Source organism: Candidatus Rokuibacteriota bacterium (genome assembly GCA_030647435.1).
GTDB lineage: Bacteria > Methylomirabilota > Methylomirabilia > Rokubacteriales > CSP1-6 > AR37.
Map to the genome: position 1 here is coordinate 1 of JAUSJX010000142.1, position 18,071 is coordinate 18,071.

Below are 18,071 nucleotides of genomic sequence, written 5' to 3' on the forward strand. Positions count from 1 at the left end.
GGGCGCCGCCGGCTGTGCCTCCACGGTGAGCAGCGGGGCCTGTTCAGGCGGTGCGGTCTCGCCTCGCGTCGGTGTGTTCATGATTCCACTACACCAGAGTTTTCAGTCAGAGCGGAGAGAAATTCTCCGACACGCTCCTAGCACATTCCTGTCCGCGGGGCGAGCGGGCCTTGCTATGATGGCCCGTGGCCCGCTCGACGTTCCGCTTCTGGTTCACCATCATCGTCGTCCCGTCGCTCCTCGTGGTCGGCGCCCTCGGGTACCTTGCATGGCGGCAGAACGTGCCCGGCATCCGCGCCAGCCTCGACCCCGTGCCGCGCTGGATCGGGGTCAAGACACCGCTGGCCGTGGACATGCGGGCCGCCAGGGGCGGCGTGCGCTCGATGGAGATCCGCCTGCGGCAGGGCTCCGCCAAAGTCGTGATCGTGCAGCAGGCCTTCACCGGCTCGCCGACGAACGACCAGCGCGTGGCCCTACAGGTCACCGGCTCGACCCTCGGCCTCCGCGAGGGCGCGGCAACGCTCGAGGTGCTGGCGCGCGACGGCTTCTGGCGGCCGATCCGCGTGGACGACCGGCCGATCCTGACCACGCAGGTGACGCTCGACTTCACGCCGCCCTCGCTCGAGGTGGTGGCCGCGACACGCTACTGGGCGCAGGGCGGCGGCGGCCTGGTCGTGCTGCGGTCCAAGGGCGCCTCACGCGTCGCCGTCACCGTCGGTGGGCTCGCCTTCCGCGCCTACCCCGCCGGGCCGCCCGAGTCCAACCTCTTCGTCGACCTGGTCGCCCTGCCCTGGAACTACGAGGCCGGGACACCCATCACGGCGGTCGCGCAGGACGAGGCCGGCAACGTCACCTCGCGCACCGTCGCCGTCGAGGTCAAGGCGCGGCGCTTCAAGACCGACACGATCGAGATCAAGGACGAGTTCCTCGAGCGCAAGCTGCCCGAGCTCCTGCCCGAGCGCGCCGGCACGATCGCGGCGGGCGATCTGCTTGCGGCTTTCCTTACCGTCAACCGCGACAAGCGCAAGCAGGCCGAGGAGGTCAAGCGCGCGCTGGCGGGCAAGACGCAGCCGCGCCCGCTCTGGGAAGGCGTCTTCGTCCAGCCGCGCAACACGAAGGTCTTCTCCAACTTCGCCGAGACACGGACGTACCGCTACCACGGCCAGGACGTGGACACGCAAATCCACTTCGGCTACGACCTGGCGGCGGTGCAACGCGGTCCGGTGCCCGCCGCCAACTCGGGCGTGGTGGTCTTCGCCGGGCCGCTGTCGATCTACGGGGATGCGGTCGTCGTGGACCACGGTCTCGGGCTCCAGACGCTCTACGCTCATCTCTCGTCGATCGCCGTGAAGGAAGGCGACCCGGTCACCAAGGAGCAGGAGCTCGGGCGGACGGGGAGCACGGGGTTCGCCTTGGGGGACCATCTCCACTACGAGGTGTTGATCAACGGCGTGTCGGTGACGCCGCTCGAGTGGTGGGACGCCAACTGGATTCGTGACCACGTCGGCCGGCCGCTCCGCGAGGCGAGCCTGCCGCTGATCCAATCCGTGACGCCGGCTGAAACGCGGGACGATGCGGGCCAGGCGGCGGCCCGCCGGCGCCGCGCCGCCCGCTCGCGCTAGCCGGGAGCCCTCTGCTCGTCACCCCCTCACCGTCCTCCCTGCCCCGCCGCCACGCGGCCTGAGCCGGCGCTGACGGGCGGCTAGAGCCGATGCCCCAGGGCCGCCCCCTCCTGCATCGCCTCGAACGCGGTGCGAGGGACCACGCAGTCGCCCACCTCGAAGACGGGCGGCCCACCCGCCCGCGTCTTGAGCGCCTCGGCCAGCTCGTTGACGGCCACCCGGGGGCGAGTGGAGACAACGAGATCGAGGCCCTCGAGCTCGACGGCGCGGCCTCCAGAGCGCAGGAGCGCGCCGTCGGCCCACAGCGCCTCGACCGTGGTGTTCAGATGCACGGTGACGTTCGCGCGGCCGCGGAGACCGGCGACGTACTGCCACCGCGGGCGGACGCCCAGCTCGCTCGACAGCTCGCCGCCGGGCTCGACCACCCAGACGAGGACGCCACGGGCCGCGAGCGCGTGGGCGGCGCCCACGCCCAGCATCCCGCCCCCGATCACGAGGGCGCGCCGCGCCCCTGACAGCGGGCGCCGGAGCATCTGAAACAGATCGACGGCCGGGCTGTCGAGGATACCGGGGATCGGCGGGATGCCGGGGCGCGCGCCGGTCGCGATGATCACGACGTCGGGCTCCTCCCCCCGGACGACGTCCTCGGTCGCCTCGACGCCGAGCCGGATCTCGCCGCCGGCGCGCGCGACGGCGGCGGCGAGGTAGACCACGAGCGCGGCGAGGTCCTCGCGGCCCGGCACGTGCCGGCTCAGCAGGAGCTGACCGCCGGGCTCGCCGCCGCGCTCGAGGACGGTGACGGCATGGCCGCGCTCGGCTGCGACGCGCGCCGATTCGAGCCCGGCGGGCCCCGCCCCGACGACCACCACGCGCTGAGGCCGCGCGGCGGGCCGGACCGCATACTCCCGCTCGCGGGACGTGCGGGTGTTCGCCAGGCAGAGGACCGGCAGGTTCTGCCCGAGGAGGTCGCTGCACGTGAGGCATCCCACGCAGGAGCAGATCTCATCCAGCCGCCCCTCGAGGCTCTTGCGCGGCATGTCGGGGTCGGCGTGGAGCGCGCGGCCGAGCGTGACGAAATCGGCATCGCCCGCCTCGAGCACGGCCTCGGCCACGCTCGCGTCGCCGATCCGCCCCGCGACGCTGACGGGCACCGTCGCGCGCGCGCGGATGCGGCGGCTGAGCGGGGCCAGGCACGCGGGCCGCATCTCCATCGGCTGGACGATCCAGACCGCGGACTCGTAGATGCCGGCGGAGACGTCGAAGAGGTCGACACCGGCCCGCTCGAGGCGCGGCACGATCTCACACACGTCGTCGATCGTGAGGCCGCCCGGCACGTGCTCGTCCGCGCTGAGGCGATAGAGCACCGGCACCTCCGCGCCGACGACCTCCCGGACGGCGGCGATGACCTCGAGGGGGAAACGCAGGCGCCGCTCGAAGTCGCCGCCGTACTCGTCGGTGCGGCGGTTCGCGTACGGCGAGAGGAACTGGCCGACCAGGTAGCCGTGGGCGCCGTGCACCTCCACCACGTCGAAGCCCGCGGCCGCCGCGCGGCGGGCCGCTTCCGCGAACCGGTCGACGAGCGCACGGATCTCCTCCGCGGTGAGCTCGCGTGGCGTATCCCCCGCGGTGACGACGGCGCACGGGACCGGCGACGGCGCGACAGGCTGCCGCCCCGTGACCGCCGACGAGGTCTGGCGCCCGCCGAAGTTCAGCTCCGCGCCCACGAGCGCGCCGTGGCGGTGACAGGCCTCGATGAGACGGCGGTAGCCGGGAATCAGCCCGTCGTCATGGATCCCGAGCTGGAGGTGATGGTTCTTCCCGGCGGGATCCACATACATGGACTCGAGCAAGATGAGCCCCGCGCCGCCCGCCGCGCGATGCTCGCAGTAGTCGATATAGCGCTGCGTCACGGCGCCCTCGGCCGTGCCCAGATTCTTCTCCATCGGCGCCATGATGATGCGGTTCTTGATCGCGCGGCCGCCGATGCGTCCCGGGGCGAACAGGCGGGGGAACCGGGACGCCACCGTTCAGTCCTTCACGCTCCGGCCGGGCTCGACGACCGGCATGTCGGAGGGCGGCGAGGCGACCACGAGAAAGACGAGGTCCTCCAGGCCCGTGTTGAAGATGCCGTGGCGCACGCCGGGAGGGATGTGAATGACCATGTGCGGCTCGACCAGGTGCCGGACGCCGTCGAGCTCGACGACGCCGCGCCCCTTGAGGATGTAGTAGAGATTCTCCGCCACCTCGTGGGAATGGACCTCGGCGTAGCCGCGGGGCTGGTAGCTCGAGATCCGGAAGTCGAAGTACCGGGTGTCGGCGTTCGTGGGATGCACGAGGAGCTTCGAGAACGCCTGGAAGTGCCCGGGCGGCAGCTCCCAGAACGCTTCTTCCATCCGCATGACCTTCGCCTTGCCTTTCGTCATGTCATGTCCTTTTGGATTCCGGCCGCGAGCGCCGGGTAGTTCGGCTCGGGGTGCGCCAACGGCGGCAGTTGCCAGGTGCCGGTTGCGATCGGCCCCGCGCTCGGGTCCACGACGACGTCCACCACGGTCGGCCGGTCGGAGCGGACGGCGGCGGCCAGCGCGTCTCCGAGCTCGCCCGGCGCCGTCACGCGGATGCCCTCGGCGCCGCAGGCGCGCGCGAGCGCCGCGTAGTCCGGCGAGAAGGGCTCGCCGGTCTGCTGGCGGGTGAACATCGTCGTCGTCTCCTTGCCGAAGGCCCCGCGCTGCAGGTCCCGGATGGACGCGTAGCCGTAGTTGTTCCAGACGACCCACGTCGCCGGGATGCCGTACTCCACCGCGGTGGCGACGGCGTGGGAGGTCATGAGAAACCCGCCGTCCCCGCACACGGCGACGGCGCACCGGTCCGGAGCGGCGAGCTTCGCGCCGAGCACGCCGCCCACGGCGAAGCCCATGGCGGCGAAGCCCCAGGACTGCAGGAGCGTCTGCGGCAGATAGGCCGGCCACTGCTGAACGACCCAGTTGTGATGCACGCCGACGTCCACGGCGATGATGCCGTCCCGCGGCACGACCTTCCGCAGGGTGCGGACGACGTGCTCCGGCTGCACCGGGACGGCGTCGGGGCGGTAGCGGCGCTCGTTGTACTCGACCCAGTTCCGCTGCCACGCGGCGACCTGGCCGAGCCACGGCTCGCGGCCGCCGGCGCCGCCGCGCGCCTCCGCCAGCGCCAGCACCGCCTGGACGAACGTCTTCACGTCCGCGGTCACGCCGAGGTGCACGGGGTAGTTCCTGCCGATCTCCTCCGGGTCGATGTCCACCTGGACGAGCTTCGTGGGCGGGATCGTGAACGTGTAGCCCGGGATCCAGCCGCTGCTCACGCGGTCGTCGAAGCGCGCGCCGAGCGCCAGCAGGACGTCGGCCTGACGAGTCGCCTGGTTCGCGGGGTAGGTGCCGTTGCGCCCGACAACGCCGAGCGCCAGCGGATGGTCCGCCGGCATGATGCCGGCTCCCTGGGGCGTATTGGCGACGGGCACGCCGAGCGTCTCGGCGAGCCGGCGGATCTCCGGCGCCGCTTCGGACAGCGCGGCGCCGTTGCCGACGAGGATCGCGGGCCGCTCGGCCCCCGCGAGCAGGTCGAATGCCCGGCGCGCGATTTCGGGCGACGGGCCGGAGCGGCGGTCGATCGCGTGCCACCATAGGTCGGGCGCCGGCAGTGGGGCGGTGGTTTCCTCGACGAAGACGTCGAGCGGGACGTCGACATTGACGGGCCCCGGCCGGCCCGTCGCGGCGGTCTTGAACGCCTGCCGCAGGACGAGCGGGAGCATCTCGGGGCGCGGCACCTGGAAGCTGCGCTTCACGTACGGGCGCACCACGGAGGAAAAGTCCGCCTGATGGTGGCGGTACGTCTCCTGGAACGGGCCGCGGTTGAACTGGGTGGTCGGCACGTTGCCGGTGATCGCCACGAGCGCCGACGAGTCCATCATGGCGCAGGCGAGCGCGATGACGAGGTTCACCGACCCCGGGCCGCACGACGTGAAGGTCGCCACCGGCCGGTGCGCGATCCGATAGTAGGCGTCGGCCATGTAGCCGGCGACCTGCTCGTGGTGGACGCCGATCATCTTGATCCGGTCCGCCCGGCTCCCGAGGGCGTCCATGAGGCCCACGATCCCGTGCCCGCACAGCCCGAACACGTACGGCACTTTCTCGCTGATGAGATACTCCGCGATCAAATCGGCTCCGCGCATTGCTGCCATGGCAGGTCGCTTCCCTCCTCGTAGCAGTGTTGTCCGGTCAGGTTCATCTCGCGGACCGCGTTCCGCGATCATGTGGCGCAGAGTACGGGGTCAGGAGGGGGGCCGTGTCAAGCGCAAAAACCGTGGGCGACGTCGGCCGCGGCTGAGGCATCGGGCCCATGGAAATGAATCAATCGCTTCATGGCGTTCCGGGCCGGTCGGCGTTGCAATGAGAACTAGTTCGCGCAGCCGCAATGCACTCCAGATCGAGGAGGTGCGCACCATGTGGCTCCTCATGCCGGTGCCGATTTTCCTCGCGGTCACCGCGGGGCTGGTTGGCGTCTTGGTCGCGGGGCGGCGCCTGTTCCCTGGCACGTTCACCGCCAAGCGCGCCTTCCGGTGCCCGTTCCGCGACACGAACGTGAACGTGGACTTCACGGAAGCCGTGTGGGACGGCAGCCTCGTGGACGTGATCGCCTGCACGGAATTCTCGCCGCCGCAGGACGTGCGGTGCGAGAAGAGCTGCCTGATGCTGGGGAAGTTCCCCGCGCCCAAGGAGCTCACGACGGCATGAGCTACGAGAGCCCCGGGTGCGCCTACTGCCCGCCCTCCGTCCGCGCCTGCCGCCACGGCGAATCGGAGACCCGCGGGCCCGGCTTCTGCCCTTCGAAGGTGGACGAGGAGGGCATCGAGCGGGCATGGGAGCGGTACGAGGACCCCGAGGTGCGCCGCGTCGCCTACGCCTCGGCGCTGGTGGAGAGCGCGGGATACTGCCGCTGGACGCGCGTGGAGGAGATCTGCGCCTTCGCACGGGAGATGGGGTTCACCAGGATCGGCATCGCGACCTGCATCAGCATGGTGGACCTGGCGCGGACGCTCAGCGGCATCCTCGAGAGCCACGGGTTCGAGGTCGCGTCGGCGGCATGCAAGAACGGGGGCGTGCCGAAGGAGCGGCTCGGTCTGCGAGACGAGGACAAGATCCACCCCGGCACCTACGAGGCCATGTGCAACCCGCTCGCACAGGCGGAGCTGCTCAATGACGCCGGCTGCGAGCTGAACATCGTACTCGGGCTGTGCGTGGGACACGACAGCCTCTTCTTCAAGCACTCCAAGGGGCTGGCCACGACGCTTGTGGCCAAAGACCGCGTGCTGGCCCACAACCCGGTCGGCGCGCTCCAGCTGGCCGACACGTGCTTCCAGCGCGTCTGGGGGCCGCTCCGGCCCACGGAGGCGCCGAAGCTGCCCGTCGAGGGACGCGACTAGCGGACCTTCACCAACGGCAGCGCGCCTTCCATCTCGCCCTTCATGACGGGGTGCTGGTTGCCGCCCACCGAGCGCGACTTCGCCGACACCTGCTGCTCGACGTACTCGTACAGCTCCTGGACCGTGATGATGCCGTCCTTGTTGAGGTCGGCGGCGCCCTTGAGCCCCTGGACGAGGTAGTACGTGAAGATGCCGTGGCCGAGCTCGGGCAGCTCGATGGAGACCTCCGACGGCCGCGACGCCGTGATGATGGCCCGCCCCTTGGAGCGCGTCAGCCGCTCGAGAAACTGGTCGTCGAGGTTGGCCGCCCGCGTCTTCTTCGAGCTGAAGGTCCGGCCGCCGGCCGCGCCGCTGTAGCAGGCGTCGAGGAAGACCACCATGCGCTCGGCCTCGACCCGCCCGAAGATCGTCTGCATCTCGTCCATGGGGAGCGCCGTCGAGTAGAGGTCGTCGGGGTCGGCGTCCGAGGGGATCAGGTACTTCGCCAAGCCGTCGCGCTCGACGCCGCGCTGGTCGATCTCCGGCGCGCCGTGCCCGGCAAAGAAGATCACCACGGTGTCGTCCTTCTTCGCCGAGCGCGCCAGGAAGGTCCCGAGCGCCCACTTGATGTTCCGGAGCGTCGGCGTCTTCTCCGTCTTGTCGGTGATGAGGAGCACGTGCTCCTTCCTGAATCCGCCGGGCCCGACCAGGATCTGGTAGAGCGAGTCCGCGTCGGCGACCGTGTAACGCAGGGAGGGAATGTCCGTGCTCTGGTAGCGCCCCACGCCGATGATGACCGCCCAACTGTCGTGCTTCACCGTGGGCGGCGGAGGTGCGGCTGCCCCCGCCGCGGCTGCGGCGACCGGCTTGGGTTTGTCGTAGATGACAGTGCGCACCTCCTGCCGGACCGCGCCGCCCGCCTCCGTGGCGGTCAGGACGATCGCGTTGGCGCCCTCCTTGAGCACGATGGGCGCGCTCACCGCCACGGAGCGCTGGGGCGTCTTGGCGCCCTGCTGGTGGACCTCCACGCCGTTGAGCTGCACCGTGACCTTGGCGATGCCCTTGCTCGACGTCACCACGGCCGCGACCACGCTCGAGTCTTCCGTGACCCGCGAGCGGTCCTCGGGATAGCGGAACGAGAGATCCAGCGGCGCGGGCTTCTCGTAGTGCACCGTGCGCACTTCCTGCTGGGTGACGCCGTCGGCATCGGTCGCCGTGACGACGACGGTGTTCGGGCCTTCCCGAAGCTTCAGCGGCAAGTTGACCGCAACGGACGGCGCGCCGGGGTCCTGGCGGGAGACCTCGACCCCGTTGACGCTGACGACGACGCGGCGCACCTGCTTGCCGCCCGAGGCCAGCCCGGCCAGGGCCACCGTCTCCTGCTCGACGCGGGCCTGCTCGGTCGGGGACGACAGCGTCACCTGGAGCGGGACGACGGCGGGCGCGGGCGCCGGTGGCACGGCGGCTACCTGAGGCGGCCGAGGGGGCGGCGACGGCGGCTGGGGCGGCTGCGGCTGCGGCGGCTGCGGCGCCTGCGCCTGCGGCGGCTGCGGCTGGGCAGGGGGCTCTCCGCCGGGACGCGCGGCGCCGGGGAAGCCCGGACGGGCCTGGCCGCCCGGCCGATTCGGGAATGAAGGCGGACCCGGACGACCCTCAGACGGCGGCCCGCCGCCCGGCAAGCCCGCAACGGCGGAGCCTCCGGGCGGGAGATAAAGGACGCCGCGGGCCTCCTGCCGGCTCGTGCCATCGGCATCCGTGGCCGTGACGATGACGACGTTCTTGCCCTCGCGGAGCTTGATGGGCACGTTGAGCGCGATCTCGGGTTTGGGCGCGCTCCGCTCGTCGCGCGTCGCCACCTCGGCGCCGTTGACCGTGACGGTCACCGTCGTCAGCCCCTTGCCCGCCATCACCTTGCCGCCGATGGTGAAGCCGTCCACGCCGATGCGGTCCCTCTCGGGCAGTCCTTCCAGCGCGAACTGGATCGGCCCCGCCGTCGGGCGGTCGAGGCCGGCGATCTGGAACTTGAGGAGGCCTGTCGCCCCATCCATCTTGACGAACTGTCGCGCCTCGGGCGCGTACCAAAGAGTGTTCTGGAGCTGGCTGCGGTCCTGGCGTGTGATCGTCATGAGGATGCGGAAGGCCTTGAAGGTGCCCGCGAAAACCTTCACGTCCTCGTAGCTGTCGACCTTCCAGGTGACCCCGATAGGGGGCCAGCGACCCGAGGTGCTCGGGGTCTGCCAGGCCGTCTTCTGGGAGCCCGTCTGGCCAACTTCGAGCGGCCACTTGAGATCGATCGGGTGGGTGAACTCGATGATGCCGTCGCCGCGCTGGATGCGCGCAATGCCGAGGTCCTTGCTGAGGTGGATCTCCCACTTCGGCCGCGCGGAGAAGACGTAGCGGTCCTTCTCCACCCGGATCAGCTCGTAGAGCCCGTCGCTGCGGATCCACTTCTCCCCGAGCGTATAGGTCGGCCGCTCGGCCCGCGGCTTGGGCTGCGCCGGGGCGGGCCCCGGGCAGAGGAGGAGCAGCGAGAGGATGAACGGAGCGAGCCGGGCCGGGGTCGTCTTCATGCCCAAGAGACCTATTCCCCGACCGTACGTTGGCTCGGCCGCGCCTGTCAAATCGGCCTCAGCGGCGGCCGGAGAGGTCGCGCGCCTCGATGAACTCGCGCTGGGCCAGCTCGCCCAGGCCGATCGCGTCGTAGACCTGGCCGAGCAGCAGGTGGAGGGTCGGCTCGTCGGGATCGCCGGCCAGCGCCGTCAGGAGCTCGCGCCGCGCGTCGGCGTAGAGCCCGTCGCGGAGCACGTAGCCCGCGCGCATAAGGGCGACGCTCGAGGGCGGGTAGCCGGGCAGCGAAGCGGGCACGAGGATGTCGAGCGACTCGCGCACGCGCTTGGCCTCGGCCGCGGGCAGGATCTGGAACTCCGCCTGCTGCATCGGCTGCCCCTCGGTCTCCAGTTGCCAGAAGTAGCGGACTCCAGGCTCGAGCGCGGGCGCCGAGGCCGGATAGACGACAGGCTTGCGCGGGAGATTGGCCTGCTCCCAGAGAATGCCCTGCGGCCCCAGGACGCGGATTTTGTAGCGGAGCGTGTCGGAGCCGGACCATTCGAAGGTGACGGCGCCGGGCAGGAGCTTGGTCTCGCGCGGCTGGAGCTGCGCGAGACGGGGGGGCCGCACGCTGCGCACGGACAGCGGGAGATAGGCCAGGTCCTTCTGCTTGCCCGCGAGGAAGTCGGTGACGCCGCCGACGAGACCGCGCACCTTGTCGCTCGCGCCGGCCGCCGTGGGAGCCTGCACCGTGAAGGGCGAGTTCGCCACCGAGACCGGCTGCGCGCCGCGTCCGCCCGTGAAGACGAGCGACGCGCGGGCCTCGCCCGTGGCGCGGATCTGGTCGCCGGGACGCAGCGCAAGGAGCGGCTGGGCGGCCTTCCACTCGGGCTCCCCCGCCCGCTTGACCTCGACGCGGCCGCGCTCAGCGCGGATCTCCGTCAGCACGCCGACCGGGTCCGCGGCCGACGCGAGCGCCGCGAGGGCCAGCACGAGCGCGCCGGCCAGTGCCGCCCATGCGATTTTCATGGTCATGGCTTCGAGCCTCCCGGACCCGCGGCGGGTCTCAGTCCCCCGCGGCGGGTCTCAGTCCGATGACTTCGTAGACCCGCACGGGCTCCTCTCTTCCCTTGACGCTGATCGGGCCGCGGTCGTTTACCGCGAGATCCAGCCCCGCCGCCCGGTAGGCGGCCTCAGTCACCAGCATCGTCGTTCCCAGCTCCTTGTTCAAGCCTTCCACGCGCGAGGCCAGGTTAACGGTATCGCCTACCACAGCGTACTTCACCTTGCCTGCCCGGCCCACATTCCCCGCGAAAACCTCGCCCGTGTGGATGCCCAACCCCATGCGGAGCGGCGGCAGCCCCTCGGCCTGCCAGCGCCGGTTGAGCCCTGCCAGTGTCTCGCCCATCGCGAGAGCGCTCTCGATGGCGTGGCGCGCGTGCTCCGGGTCGTCGAGCGGGGCGCCGAAGACGGCGAGGATGGCATCGCCGATGAAGTCGTTGACCATGCCGCGACGGGCGAAGATGGTCGCCGTCATGGCGTCGAAATATTCGGTCAGCCGCTCCGCCATCAGCGTAGGCGCCATGCGCTCCGACAACGTCGTGAAACCGCGCAGGTCGGTGAAGAGGATGGACACCTGGCGGCGCTCGCCCGCGAGCTCGGCGGGATTGCGCTCGACGCGCGCGGCGACTTCCGGGCTGACGTAGCGGCCGAGGGCATCGCGCAGCCGCCGCCTCGCGAGCACATCCGCGCCCACGCCGAGGAGCGAGGTCACCGCCACGGGCAAGAGGAAGTCCACCCAGTAGCCGCCGCGGCTGAAGGCCACGTAGCTGGCCGGCACGCCCAGGAGAAGCGCGCCGGCCAGGCAGACCACGGTGCCCCAGAGCGGGCGGACGGCGACCATGACGAGGCCGGCCAGCAGGACCGCGATCAGCTGCACGGCGAACCCCGCGAGCCACCCGGCTGGGCGGACGAGGCTCCCCGTCACCAGCATGTGCACGATGTTGGCCTGGATCTCCACGCCGGGCATGAAGCCGTAGGGCGTCCGGTGCACGTCCCGCCCGTCGGCGAAGGTGCCGCCGAGCAGCACGATGCGGCCTCTCAACGGATTGTCACCCGCAATATCCACACCCAGGTCGCCGATCGCCGCCACGGCGTCCGAGGGAATGGTGAGGAAGCTGCCCGCCGGACCGATGAAGTTGATCCGGTACACCGTCGCGCCGTCGGGAACCGGCACGTTCGCGACGGCGGCGGCGAAAGCGGGCGCGCGGCCCACCTGAAGGGAGACCCGCCTGACGACGGCGTCGGCGTCCACGGGGACGTCGGGCGCGCTCGGGACCACGAGCCGCGCCACGGCGCGATCCGCGAGCGGACCGCGCTCCGGCAGCGACGTGCCTGCGACGACGAGCCGGCGCTCGCCGCGCGCCCCGAAGTCGACAATGGCGCGGGCAAGCGCGCGGTCGGCCTGCGGCGCGCCCGCGGTGCGCAGCGAGATGTCGAACCCGACCGCGACGGCGCCCGCCCGCGTGACGCCGCGAAGCACGCGCGCCAGGTAGTCGCGCGGCAGCGGCTGGCGGCGCCCGAGCGCGTCGAAGGCCGCATCGTCGATCGCGACGATGACGAGACCCGACGGCTGGCGCGGGCTCTGGAGGTAGATCAGGAGGTCGAGGGCGCGGGCCTGCAGCGACTCGAGGTAGCCCATGGCCGAGGCGCCCGTGACGGCGCAGGCGGCCACGAGCCCCACCGCCCACAGCTGGAGCAGGCGCGCGCGGCGCTGCCTCCACCACCTGCCGACGTTCATCAGTCCACTCTATCTGAAGCCAGGCCGCCGATAAGGGCCCATCTGCTTCGTTGGCGCCCTCGGCCGCAGGTTCAACGTAGCAGGGCTACGCCTCACCTGCGGCCTTCAGGCGCCGCCTCGCATCTGGACCCTTCTCGACGCCCTATCAACGACGGCCCGGCATCATTTGGGCGGGAAGCCAGAGAGCGAGGTCAGGGAAAACGAAGAGAATCGCGACCAGGATGATCATCAGGATGACGTACGGCGTGGTGCCGATGGTGACCTCCCGGGCGCCGGTGCCGGGCATGAGCCCCTGGATCACGAACAGGTTGAGCCCGACGGGCGGCGTGATGAAACCGATCTCGAGCCAGACCACCATGATGACGCCGAACCAGACCGGGTCGAAACCGAGCCCCGTGATCAGCGGGAAGAGGATCGGCAGGAGGATGATCATCACCGACAGCTCCTCGAGGGCGTACGCGATCACGAGGAGGAAGCTGAAGACCACGGTGAAGAGCGCCCACTTGGGGAGTCCTAAGGCGATGACGGTGCTGAGGAGCGCCTTGGGCGCTCCGATGAGCGCGATCACGTGGCTGAAAATCGCTGCAAAGATGATAATCAGCATGACCATGGACGTCGTGCGCACCGTCCCCTGGAAGGCCTGGTTGAGCGTCCGCCAATTGAGATTCCCGTACCAGCGCGCCAGCACCAGGCTCACGACGGAGCCGAGCGCCGCCGCCTCGGTGGGCGTCACGATGCCGAGGTACATCGACCCCAGCACCACGAAGATCAGGATGGCGACCGGCGCGACCTCGCGGAAGGAGCGCAGCTTGCTTCGGAAAGTCCCGCGGTCCTCGGCCACGCGGGGCGCCGAGTCCGGCCAGATCATCGCGTAACCGATCACGTAGACGGCGAACATCAGCGCCAGCACGGCGCCGGGGATGATCCCCGCCATGTAGAGGTGGCCGACCGAGGTCTCCGTCATGACCCCGTAGATGATCATCGGGATGGACGGCGGGATCAGGATGCCGAGCGTGCCGCCCGCGGCGAGCGAGCCGATGATGAGCGGGCGCGCGTAGCCGCGGCGCTCCATCTCGGGAATGGCGATCATGCCGATGGTGGCGGCCGTCGCCACGCTGGAGCCCGACACCGCCGCGAAAATCGCGCACGAGAAGATGCTTGCCACCGCGAGCCCGCCGGGCAGGAAACCGACCCAGCGCGCGACGGCCGTGAAGAGCCCCTTGCCGATGCCGGAGTGCAGCAGGATGCCGCTCATGAAAACAAAGAGCGGCAGCGCGATGAAGGAAAAGCTCGTCGCGTTGGACCAGGCGATGGAGCCGACCACGCCGAGCCCCACCGTCCAACCCTTGAGGTAGAGCAGCCCCAGCACGCCCACGACGCCCATCGAGATGGAGATCTCGAGCCCCATCGCGAAGAGGAGGAACATCAGCGCGATGAGGAGGGTGCCGAAACCGGCTTCGCTCACCCGACCTCCGGCGAGGGCGGCACTTCATCTCGCCCGGCCCGCGGCCCGAGCACGGCGATGAGCTGTCGGCGGAGCGTCCCCGCCATGCACAGCGCCATGAGCAGGAGGCCGGCGGGGATCAGAAGCATGAAGACCCAGAGCGGGTAGAGCATGACCGCCGAGACGCGGCCGTAGCGGTACGCCGTCAGCGCCGACTGTGCGGTGACCCAGATCACGACGGCGAGGAAGACGATGCCGATCGCGAGGTTGAGCGCGCGCAGCCACGCGCGCACGACGGGGCGCAGGTGCGAGGTGATGAGGTCAACCCGGACGTGGCCGCCCACGCGGAAGGTCTGCGCGGCCGCGCCGAAGATCACGAGGATCAGGAGGAAGGGCGCCACTTCGTCCACGATGAGCTGGGGGCGGTTGAAAAAGTAGCGCATGAGGACGTCGAAGGAGATCAGCACTGCCAGGGCCAGCGTAGCGAGCCCTGAGAGCAGTGCCGCCGCCTTCGACGCCCTCCCGATCACGCCGGGGTGCTTATCGGCCAAGCGCCTTCAACGCGAGGTCCATCCCCCGCTTGCCGTCCGCGCCCGTGCGCTGGAGCCAGGTGTCCCAGGCGGCCTTGGCGGCCTTCCGCGCCTTCTCGAGCTCTTCCTTGGGCGGATCGACCACCGTCATGCCCAGCTCGGGCAGGCGCTTGCGCGTCCGCTCGTCGAAGGCCATGGCGTCCTGCCACTCCTTCTCCTCGAGGTTCGTTTCCTTGATGGAGTCGAGCACGATCTGCTGGAGGTCCTTGGGGAGAGCGTCCCAGGCCTTCTGGTTGGCCACCAGCCACTCCTGGGCGGCGCCGGCGAGGAACCAGTAGTCGAGATACTTCGCCACTTCGAAGAACTTCATGGGCTCGGCGTTGGTGGCGGAGGTCATGGCGCCGTCCACCGTCTTCTTCTCGAGGGCGGAGTAGACCTCGCCGAAGGCGATGTTGACGGGCGAGCCTCCGAGGATGCGCGTGATGTTGGCCGAATCGGCGCCGTACACGCGGATCTTCTTGCCCTGCCAGTCGGCCACGGTGCGGATGGGCACGGTGGAGAAGATTTGCTGCGACGGCCACGTGCTGATGACGAGGAGCTTGAGGCCCTTCTTCGCCAGCATCTCCGTGTAGAAGGGCCGGAGCTGCATCGCCGCCTTCTTGTGCTCCGTCACGCTCGAGGTCATGAAGGGCAGCTCGAGCGGGCCCATCTCGAGGAGCACATCCGTCAGGTACGACGCGAGGATCGTGCCGACCTCCGAGCGCCCGTCGAGGACGGCGGGGATCAGCTCCGGCCCCGGGTAGAGCGAGGAAGCGGGGTGGACGCGGATCTCCATCCGGCCCTGCGACTTCTCCTTCACCTTGGCTGCAAAGGCGTTGTAGTTCACGGTGTGGTAGTAGGTCGGCGCCGCCACGGTCGGCAGGTTCCAGACTATCGGCTTGGCCTGGGCCAAGACGGGAGCGGGGGCGACTGCGGCCCCGCCGGCCACGAGGGCCACCGCCAGGGCCGCGAGAACCGTCACGTTGAGCGTCTTCATCGATGTCTCCTCTCTAGAGGGGTTGAACGAGCCCGGTGATAATAGCAGGAAGGGCCGCTTCGGCCTTGCGCCTTTGGTCGTCGGCCGTCTCCCCACCCTTGCGGTGCGGGATCACGACCAGCTCGAGGTCAGGCAGGCCCTGAAGCCGCGCCTGGGTGCGCGCGGCCGTCTCGAAGTTGTCCCAGACGATGGTGACGGTGTGAATGCCCCGCTTCTCCAGCGCCGCGGCGTCGAGCACACTGCCCGACGTGCACGAGCCTCAGAGGCCGATGCCGACGATGGCGGCGTGCGCGCCCGCGGCGCCGTCGATGAGCTCGCGGGGCGAAGGCGCCGTGCCCGAGGGCTTGACGAGGCGCTCCACCTTGGCGCCGTGACGCTCGCCGAGGAGCGCTTCCAGGTGGGTGGTGAAGGGGATGTCGAGGTTGTCGTCCACGAGCGCGATCCGCGCGCCCGCGAGCGACTGTGGGCGCGTCTTGGGTGGGCGCGGCGTGTCTGCGGCCGGCCACACCGGAACTAGAATCTCCATGGCGAAATCTCCTATCTGCCGGGGCGTCGAACCTGTCGGGTGACGGCAAATCCGCCAAAGCCGCCCCAGCCGGGCAGCACCGCGGCGAAGTAGCTCCTGCCTCCGGCGACCACGATGTGAATGTCCTCGGGCGTCGGCGTGACGGGCAGCCGCGTCGTCGGGTTGTCCAGGTCGTAGCGCAGCGGGTAGCGGCCGGCGTCGCGCTCCATCTTCCTGAATTGCTCGTGGATCACGCCGCAGGCGCGCACGTCGGACAGCGGCCGCCGCGCGTGCTCCCAGAGGTAGAGGCGCACGTCCTGCTTCGACCAGCCGCGCTTGGCGAACTCTTCGGCGTTGAGCGGGTTGAGCGTCACGAGCGTCTGCCCCATGACGTGCATGTTGTTGTTGCCGAGCGAGCACATCGAGTCGGCCAGCACGTGGAGCATCTCCTCGGGCGTGCCGTAGCAGAAGACGCTGTGCGGCCCCTCGCAGGCGAAGACCGTGACCGCATCCGAGCCCGCCGGGCAGCCGCGCTCCACGTGGAGCGGCTGCCAGGGGTTGTCCTCTTCTTCTTCAGCGATGCAGAAGGCGTACTCGCCGGGGTGCGAGAGCGTCGACTTGTCGGTGTCCCACGGGACGGCGCCGCCCAGGTTCCACAGCGCCAGCCTCACCGCCCGGCCGACCGCCGCGTTGGCGCGGTAGCCATTGCCGAAGACGCCGTCGCGCGAGTTGAAGCCCAGCTCGCGCGCGATGGGGCCGTTGACGATGACGAGCGAGACGCACATGTGCGTGGTCTGGCTGACGCCGTTGAGATTGTGCGCGGGGTCCATCATCGCTTCCATCGCAGCCAGCACCACCGGGAAGTGCTCGGGGCGGCAGCCGCCCATGACCGCGTTGATGGCGAGCTTCTCGACCGTGGCTTCCCCGCCCTTGGGAGGGACCGGCCCCAGGCTCGCCTGGGGATCGCGCCCAACGTAGGCGATCAGGGCCTCGACGCGCTTGCGCGTCGGCAGGACCACCGGAAGCCCGTCGGTCCAGCCGCGCTCGAAGAAGAGCTCGACGGCCTGCTCGTAGTCGTCGAGCGACAGCGACTCGGAGACGAGGTTCATCCGGGCAGCTCGGCCCCGAAGCCCATGACGCGGGAGAGGTCGCGCGCGCTCTCGACGACGAGGGCCGCCAGGCGCGGCTGCTCGGCCAGGACGCGCTGGCTCGGGGCGCCCAGAACGAGCCCCGCAAGGACCTGGCCATGGCGGTCGAAGACGGGCGCGGCGATGCCGGCGGCGCCCTGGGCGATCTCGTCCACGGAGACCGACAGTCCGGTGCTCCGGATCTCGTCGAGCGCCCGGCGCAGCGCCGCGCGGGTCACGGGCGTCTGCGGTGTGAAGGCCTTGAGCCGCGTCGCCTTCAGGTACTCCTGGCGGCGCGCGGGCGGCAGGTACGCCAGCAAGAGCTTCCCGATCGCCGAGCAGTACAGCGGCCTGCGCTCGCCGATGCCCGCCGTGTAGCGGACGGTGTTGCGGCTCTCCACCTTGTCGATGTAGACGGCGACGGGTGCGTCTCCCGCCATGGTCGCGATGAGCGCGGTCTCGCCGCTCTTGTCCGCCAGGTCCACGAGGAAGGGCCGCGCCAGCTCGGGCAGCTCGCGGTTGGACAAGGCCGCCATGGCCAGCGTGAAGGCCGCGGGGCCGAGCCGGTAGTACCCCTCCGGGCTGCGCGCGAGGTAGCCCAAACGCGTCATCGGGCGGAGGAGATACAGGAGGCTGCTCTTCGGCGAGCCCAGCCGCCGGGAGAGCCCGGAGAGGGTCGCGCCGTCGCGGCGGCGGGCGAGCGCCTCGAGCACTTCCAGAGCTCGGCCGAGGGCGCGGGGTCCCGCGTCGCGGTTGTGGACCCGCGGCGGGACAACGGAAGCAGGCTGTGTCTTCGCTGTGGATGTTCGCATATACGAATCTAGGTCGAAAGGACGAACAGCAGAGTGACATGCCCGGCCGGGGCGTGTCAACCAAGCCGAGCCGCGGGTAGTGTCTCAGTTTGACTGAGTGGCCGAGATCGGAAGTGCGGCTAGCTGTGACATACTCCGGCCATGGAAGCGGGCGTAGCCGATCACATCTGGTCGCTCGAAGAGATAGCGGCCCTCGCCGCATAGGAGGAATCAC

Annotated in this window: 16 protein-coding genes; 3 read left to right on the forward strand and 13 right to left on the reverse strand. The window is 70.3% G+C overall.

Annotated elements, in window-relative coordinates; all coding sequences use genetic code 11:
- Positions 1-185: 185 nt before the first annotated feature.
- Positions 186-1,622 (forward strand): M23 family metallopeptidase, encoded by a 1,437-nt coding sequence (locus Q7W02_25385; protein MDO8479466.1) that lies wholly within the window; start codon positions 186-188, stop codon positions 1,620-1,622.
- Between the two features lie 80 nt (positions 1,623-1,702).
- Here the strand turns inward: Q7W02_25385 and Q7W02_25390 are convergent, their stop codons facing one another.
- The 3 genes from Q7W02_25390 to Q7W02_25400 are packed head-to-tail and all read right to left on the reverse strand — an operon-like array spanning position 1,703 to position 5,835.
- Positions 1,703-3,646 carry an FAD-dependent oxidoreductase gene (locus Q7W02_25390; protein ID MDO8479467.1) on the reverse strand — a complete coding sequence of 648 codons (1,944 nt, stop codon included), beginning with the start codon at positions 3,644-3,646 and terminating at the stop codon, positions 1,703-1,705.
- 3 nt (positions 3,647-3,649) lie between these two features.
- A complete protein-coding gene (locus Q7W02_25395; protein ID MDO8479468.1) occupies positions 3,650-4,045 on the reverse strand; it encodes a cupin domain-containing protein in 396 nt (131 codons plus the stop codon).
- On the reverse strand, positions 4,042-5,835 hold the full coding sequence (locus Q7W02_25400; GenBank protein MDO8479469.1) for a thiamine pyrophosphate-binding protein: 1,794 nt from the start codon (positions 5,833-5,835) through the stop codon (positions 4,042-4,044). Before Q7W02_25400 ends, Q7W02_25395 begins: the two co-directional genes overlap by 4 nt.
- 208 nt (positions 5,836-6,043) lie before the next feature.
- Here Q7W02_25400 and Q7W02_25405 point away from each other — a divergent pair, with 208 nt between their 5' ends.
- Positions 6,044-6,388, forward strand: coding sequence for a hypothetical protein (locus Q7W02_25405; GenBank protein ID MDO8479470.1), 345 nt, complete (start codon positions 6,044-6,046; stop codon positions 6,386-6,388).
- Positions 6,385-7,077 (forward strand): DUF1847 domain-containing protein, encoded by a 693-nt coding sequence (locus tag Q7W02_25410; protein MDO8479471.1) that lies wholly within the window; start codon positions 6,385-6,387, stop codon positions 7,075-7,077. The genes Q7W02_25405 and Q7W02_25410 overlap by 4 nt, the downstream gene beginning before the upstream one ends.
- Here the strand turns inward: Q7W02_25410 and Q7W02_25415 are convergent.
- The 10 genes from Q7W02_25415 to Q7W02_25460 form a co-directional block, all read right to left on the reverse strand.
- Entirely contained in the window at positions 7,074-9,626 is a 2,553-nt protein-coding gene (locus tag Q7W02_25415) for a caspase family protein (protein ID MDO8479472.1), read from the reverse strand. The genes Q7W02_25410 and Q7W02_25415 overlap by 4 nt on opposite strands.
- Before the next feature lie 58 nt (positions 9,627-9,684).
- Entirely contained in the window at positions 9,685-10,638 is a 954-nt protein-coding gene (locus Q7W02_25420; protein MDO8479473.1) for a hypothetical protein, read from the reverse strand.
- Between the two features lie 31 nt (positions 10,639-10,669).
- Positions 10,670-12,403, reverse strand: a complete 1,734-nt coding sequence (locus tag Q7W02_25425; protein ID MDO8479474.1) for an adenylate/guanylate cyclase domain-containing protein — start codon at positions 12,401-12,403, stop codon at positions 10,670-10,672.
- Between the two features lie 145 nt (positions 12,404-12,548).
- A complete protein-coding gene (locus Q7W02_25430; GenBank protein MDO8479475.1) occupies positions 12,549-13,868 on the reverse strand; it encodes a TRAP transporter large permease subunit in 1,320 nt (439 codons plus the stop codon).
- A complete protein-coding gene (locus Q7W02_25435) occupies positions 13,865-14,377 on the reverse strand; it encodes a TRAP transporter small permease (GenBank protein ID MDO8479476.1) in 513 nt (170 codons plus the stop codon). Before Q7W02_25435 ends, Q7W02_25430 begins: the two co-directional genes overlap by 4 nt.
- A gap of 10 nt (positions 14,378-14,387) precedes the next feature.
- Positions 14,388-15,413 (reverse strand): TRAP transporter substrate-binding protein DctP, encoded by a 1,026-nt coding sequence (dctP, locus tag Q7W02_25440; protein ID MDO8479477.1) that lies wholly within the window; start codon positions 15,411-15,413, stop codon positions 14,388-14,390.
- A gap of 13 nt (positions 15,414-15,426) precedes the next feature.
- Positions 15,427-15,651 carry a hypothetical protein gene (locus tag Q7W02_25445; GenBank protein ID MDO8479478.1) on the reverse strand — a complete coding sequence of 75 codons (225 nt, stop codon included), beginning with the start codon at positions 15,649-15,651 and terminating at the stop codon, positions 15,427-15,429.
- 21 nt (positions 15,652-15,672) lie between these two features.
- Entirely contained in the window at positions 15,673-15,939 is a 267-nt protein-coding gene (locus Q7W02_25450; protein MDO8479479.1) for a hypothetical protein, read from the reverse strand.
- Between the two features lie 11 nt (positions 15,940-15,950).
- Entirely contained in the window at positions 15,951-17,027 is a 1,077-nt protein-coding gene (locus tag Q7W02_25455) for a hypothetical protein (GenBank protein ID MDO8479480.1), read from the reverse strand.
- Positions 17,024-17,857, reverse strand: coding sequence for an IclR family transcriptional regulator (locus Q7W02_25460; protein ID MDO8479481.1), 834 nt, complete (start codon positions 17,855-17,857; stop codon positions 17,024-17,026). The genes Q7W02_25455 and Q7W02_25460 overlap by 4 nt, the downstream gene beginning before the upstream one ends.
- Between the last annotated feature and the right edge of the window lie 214 nt (positions 17,858-18,071).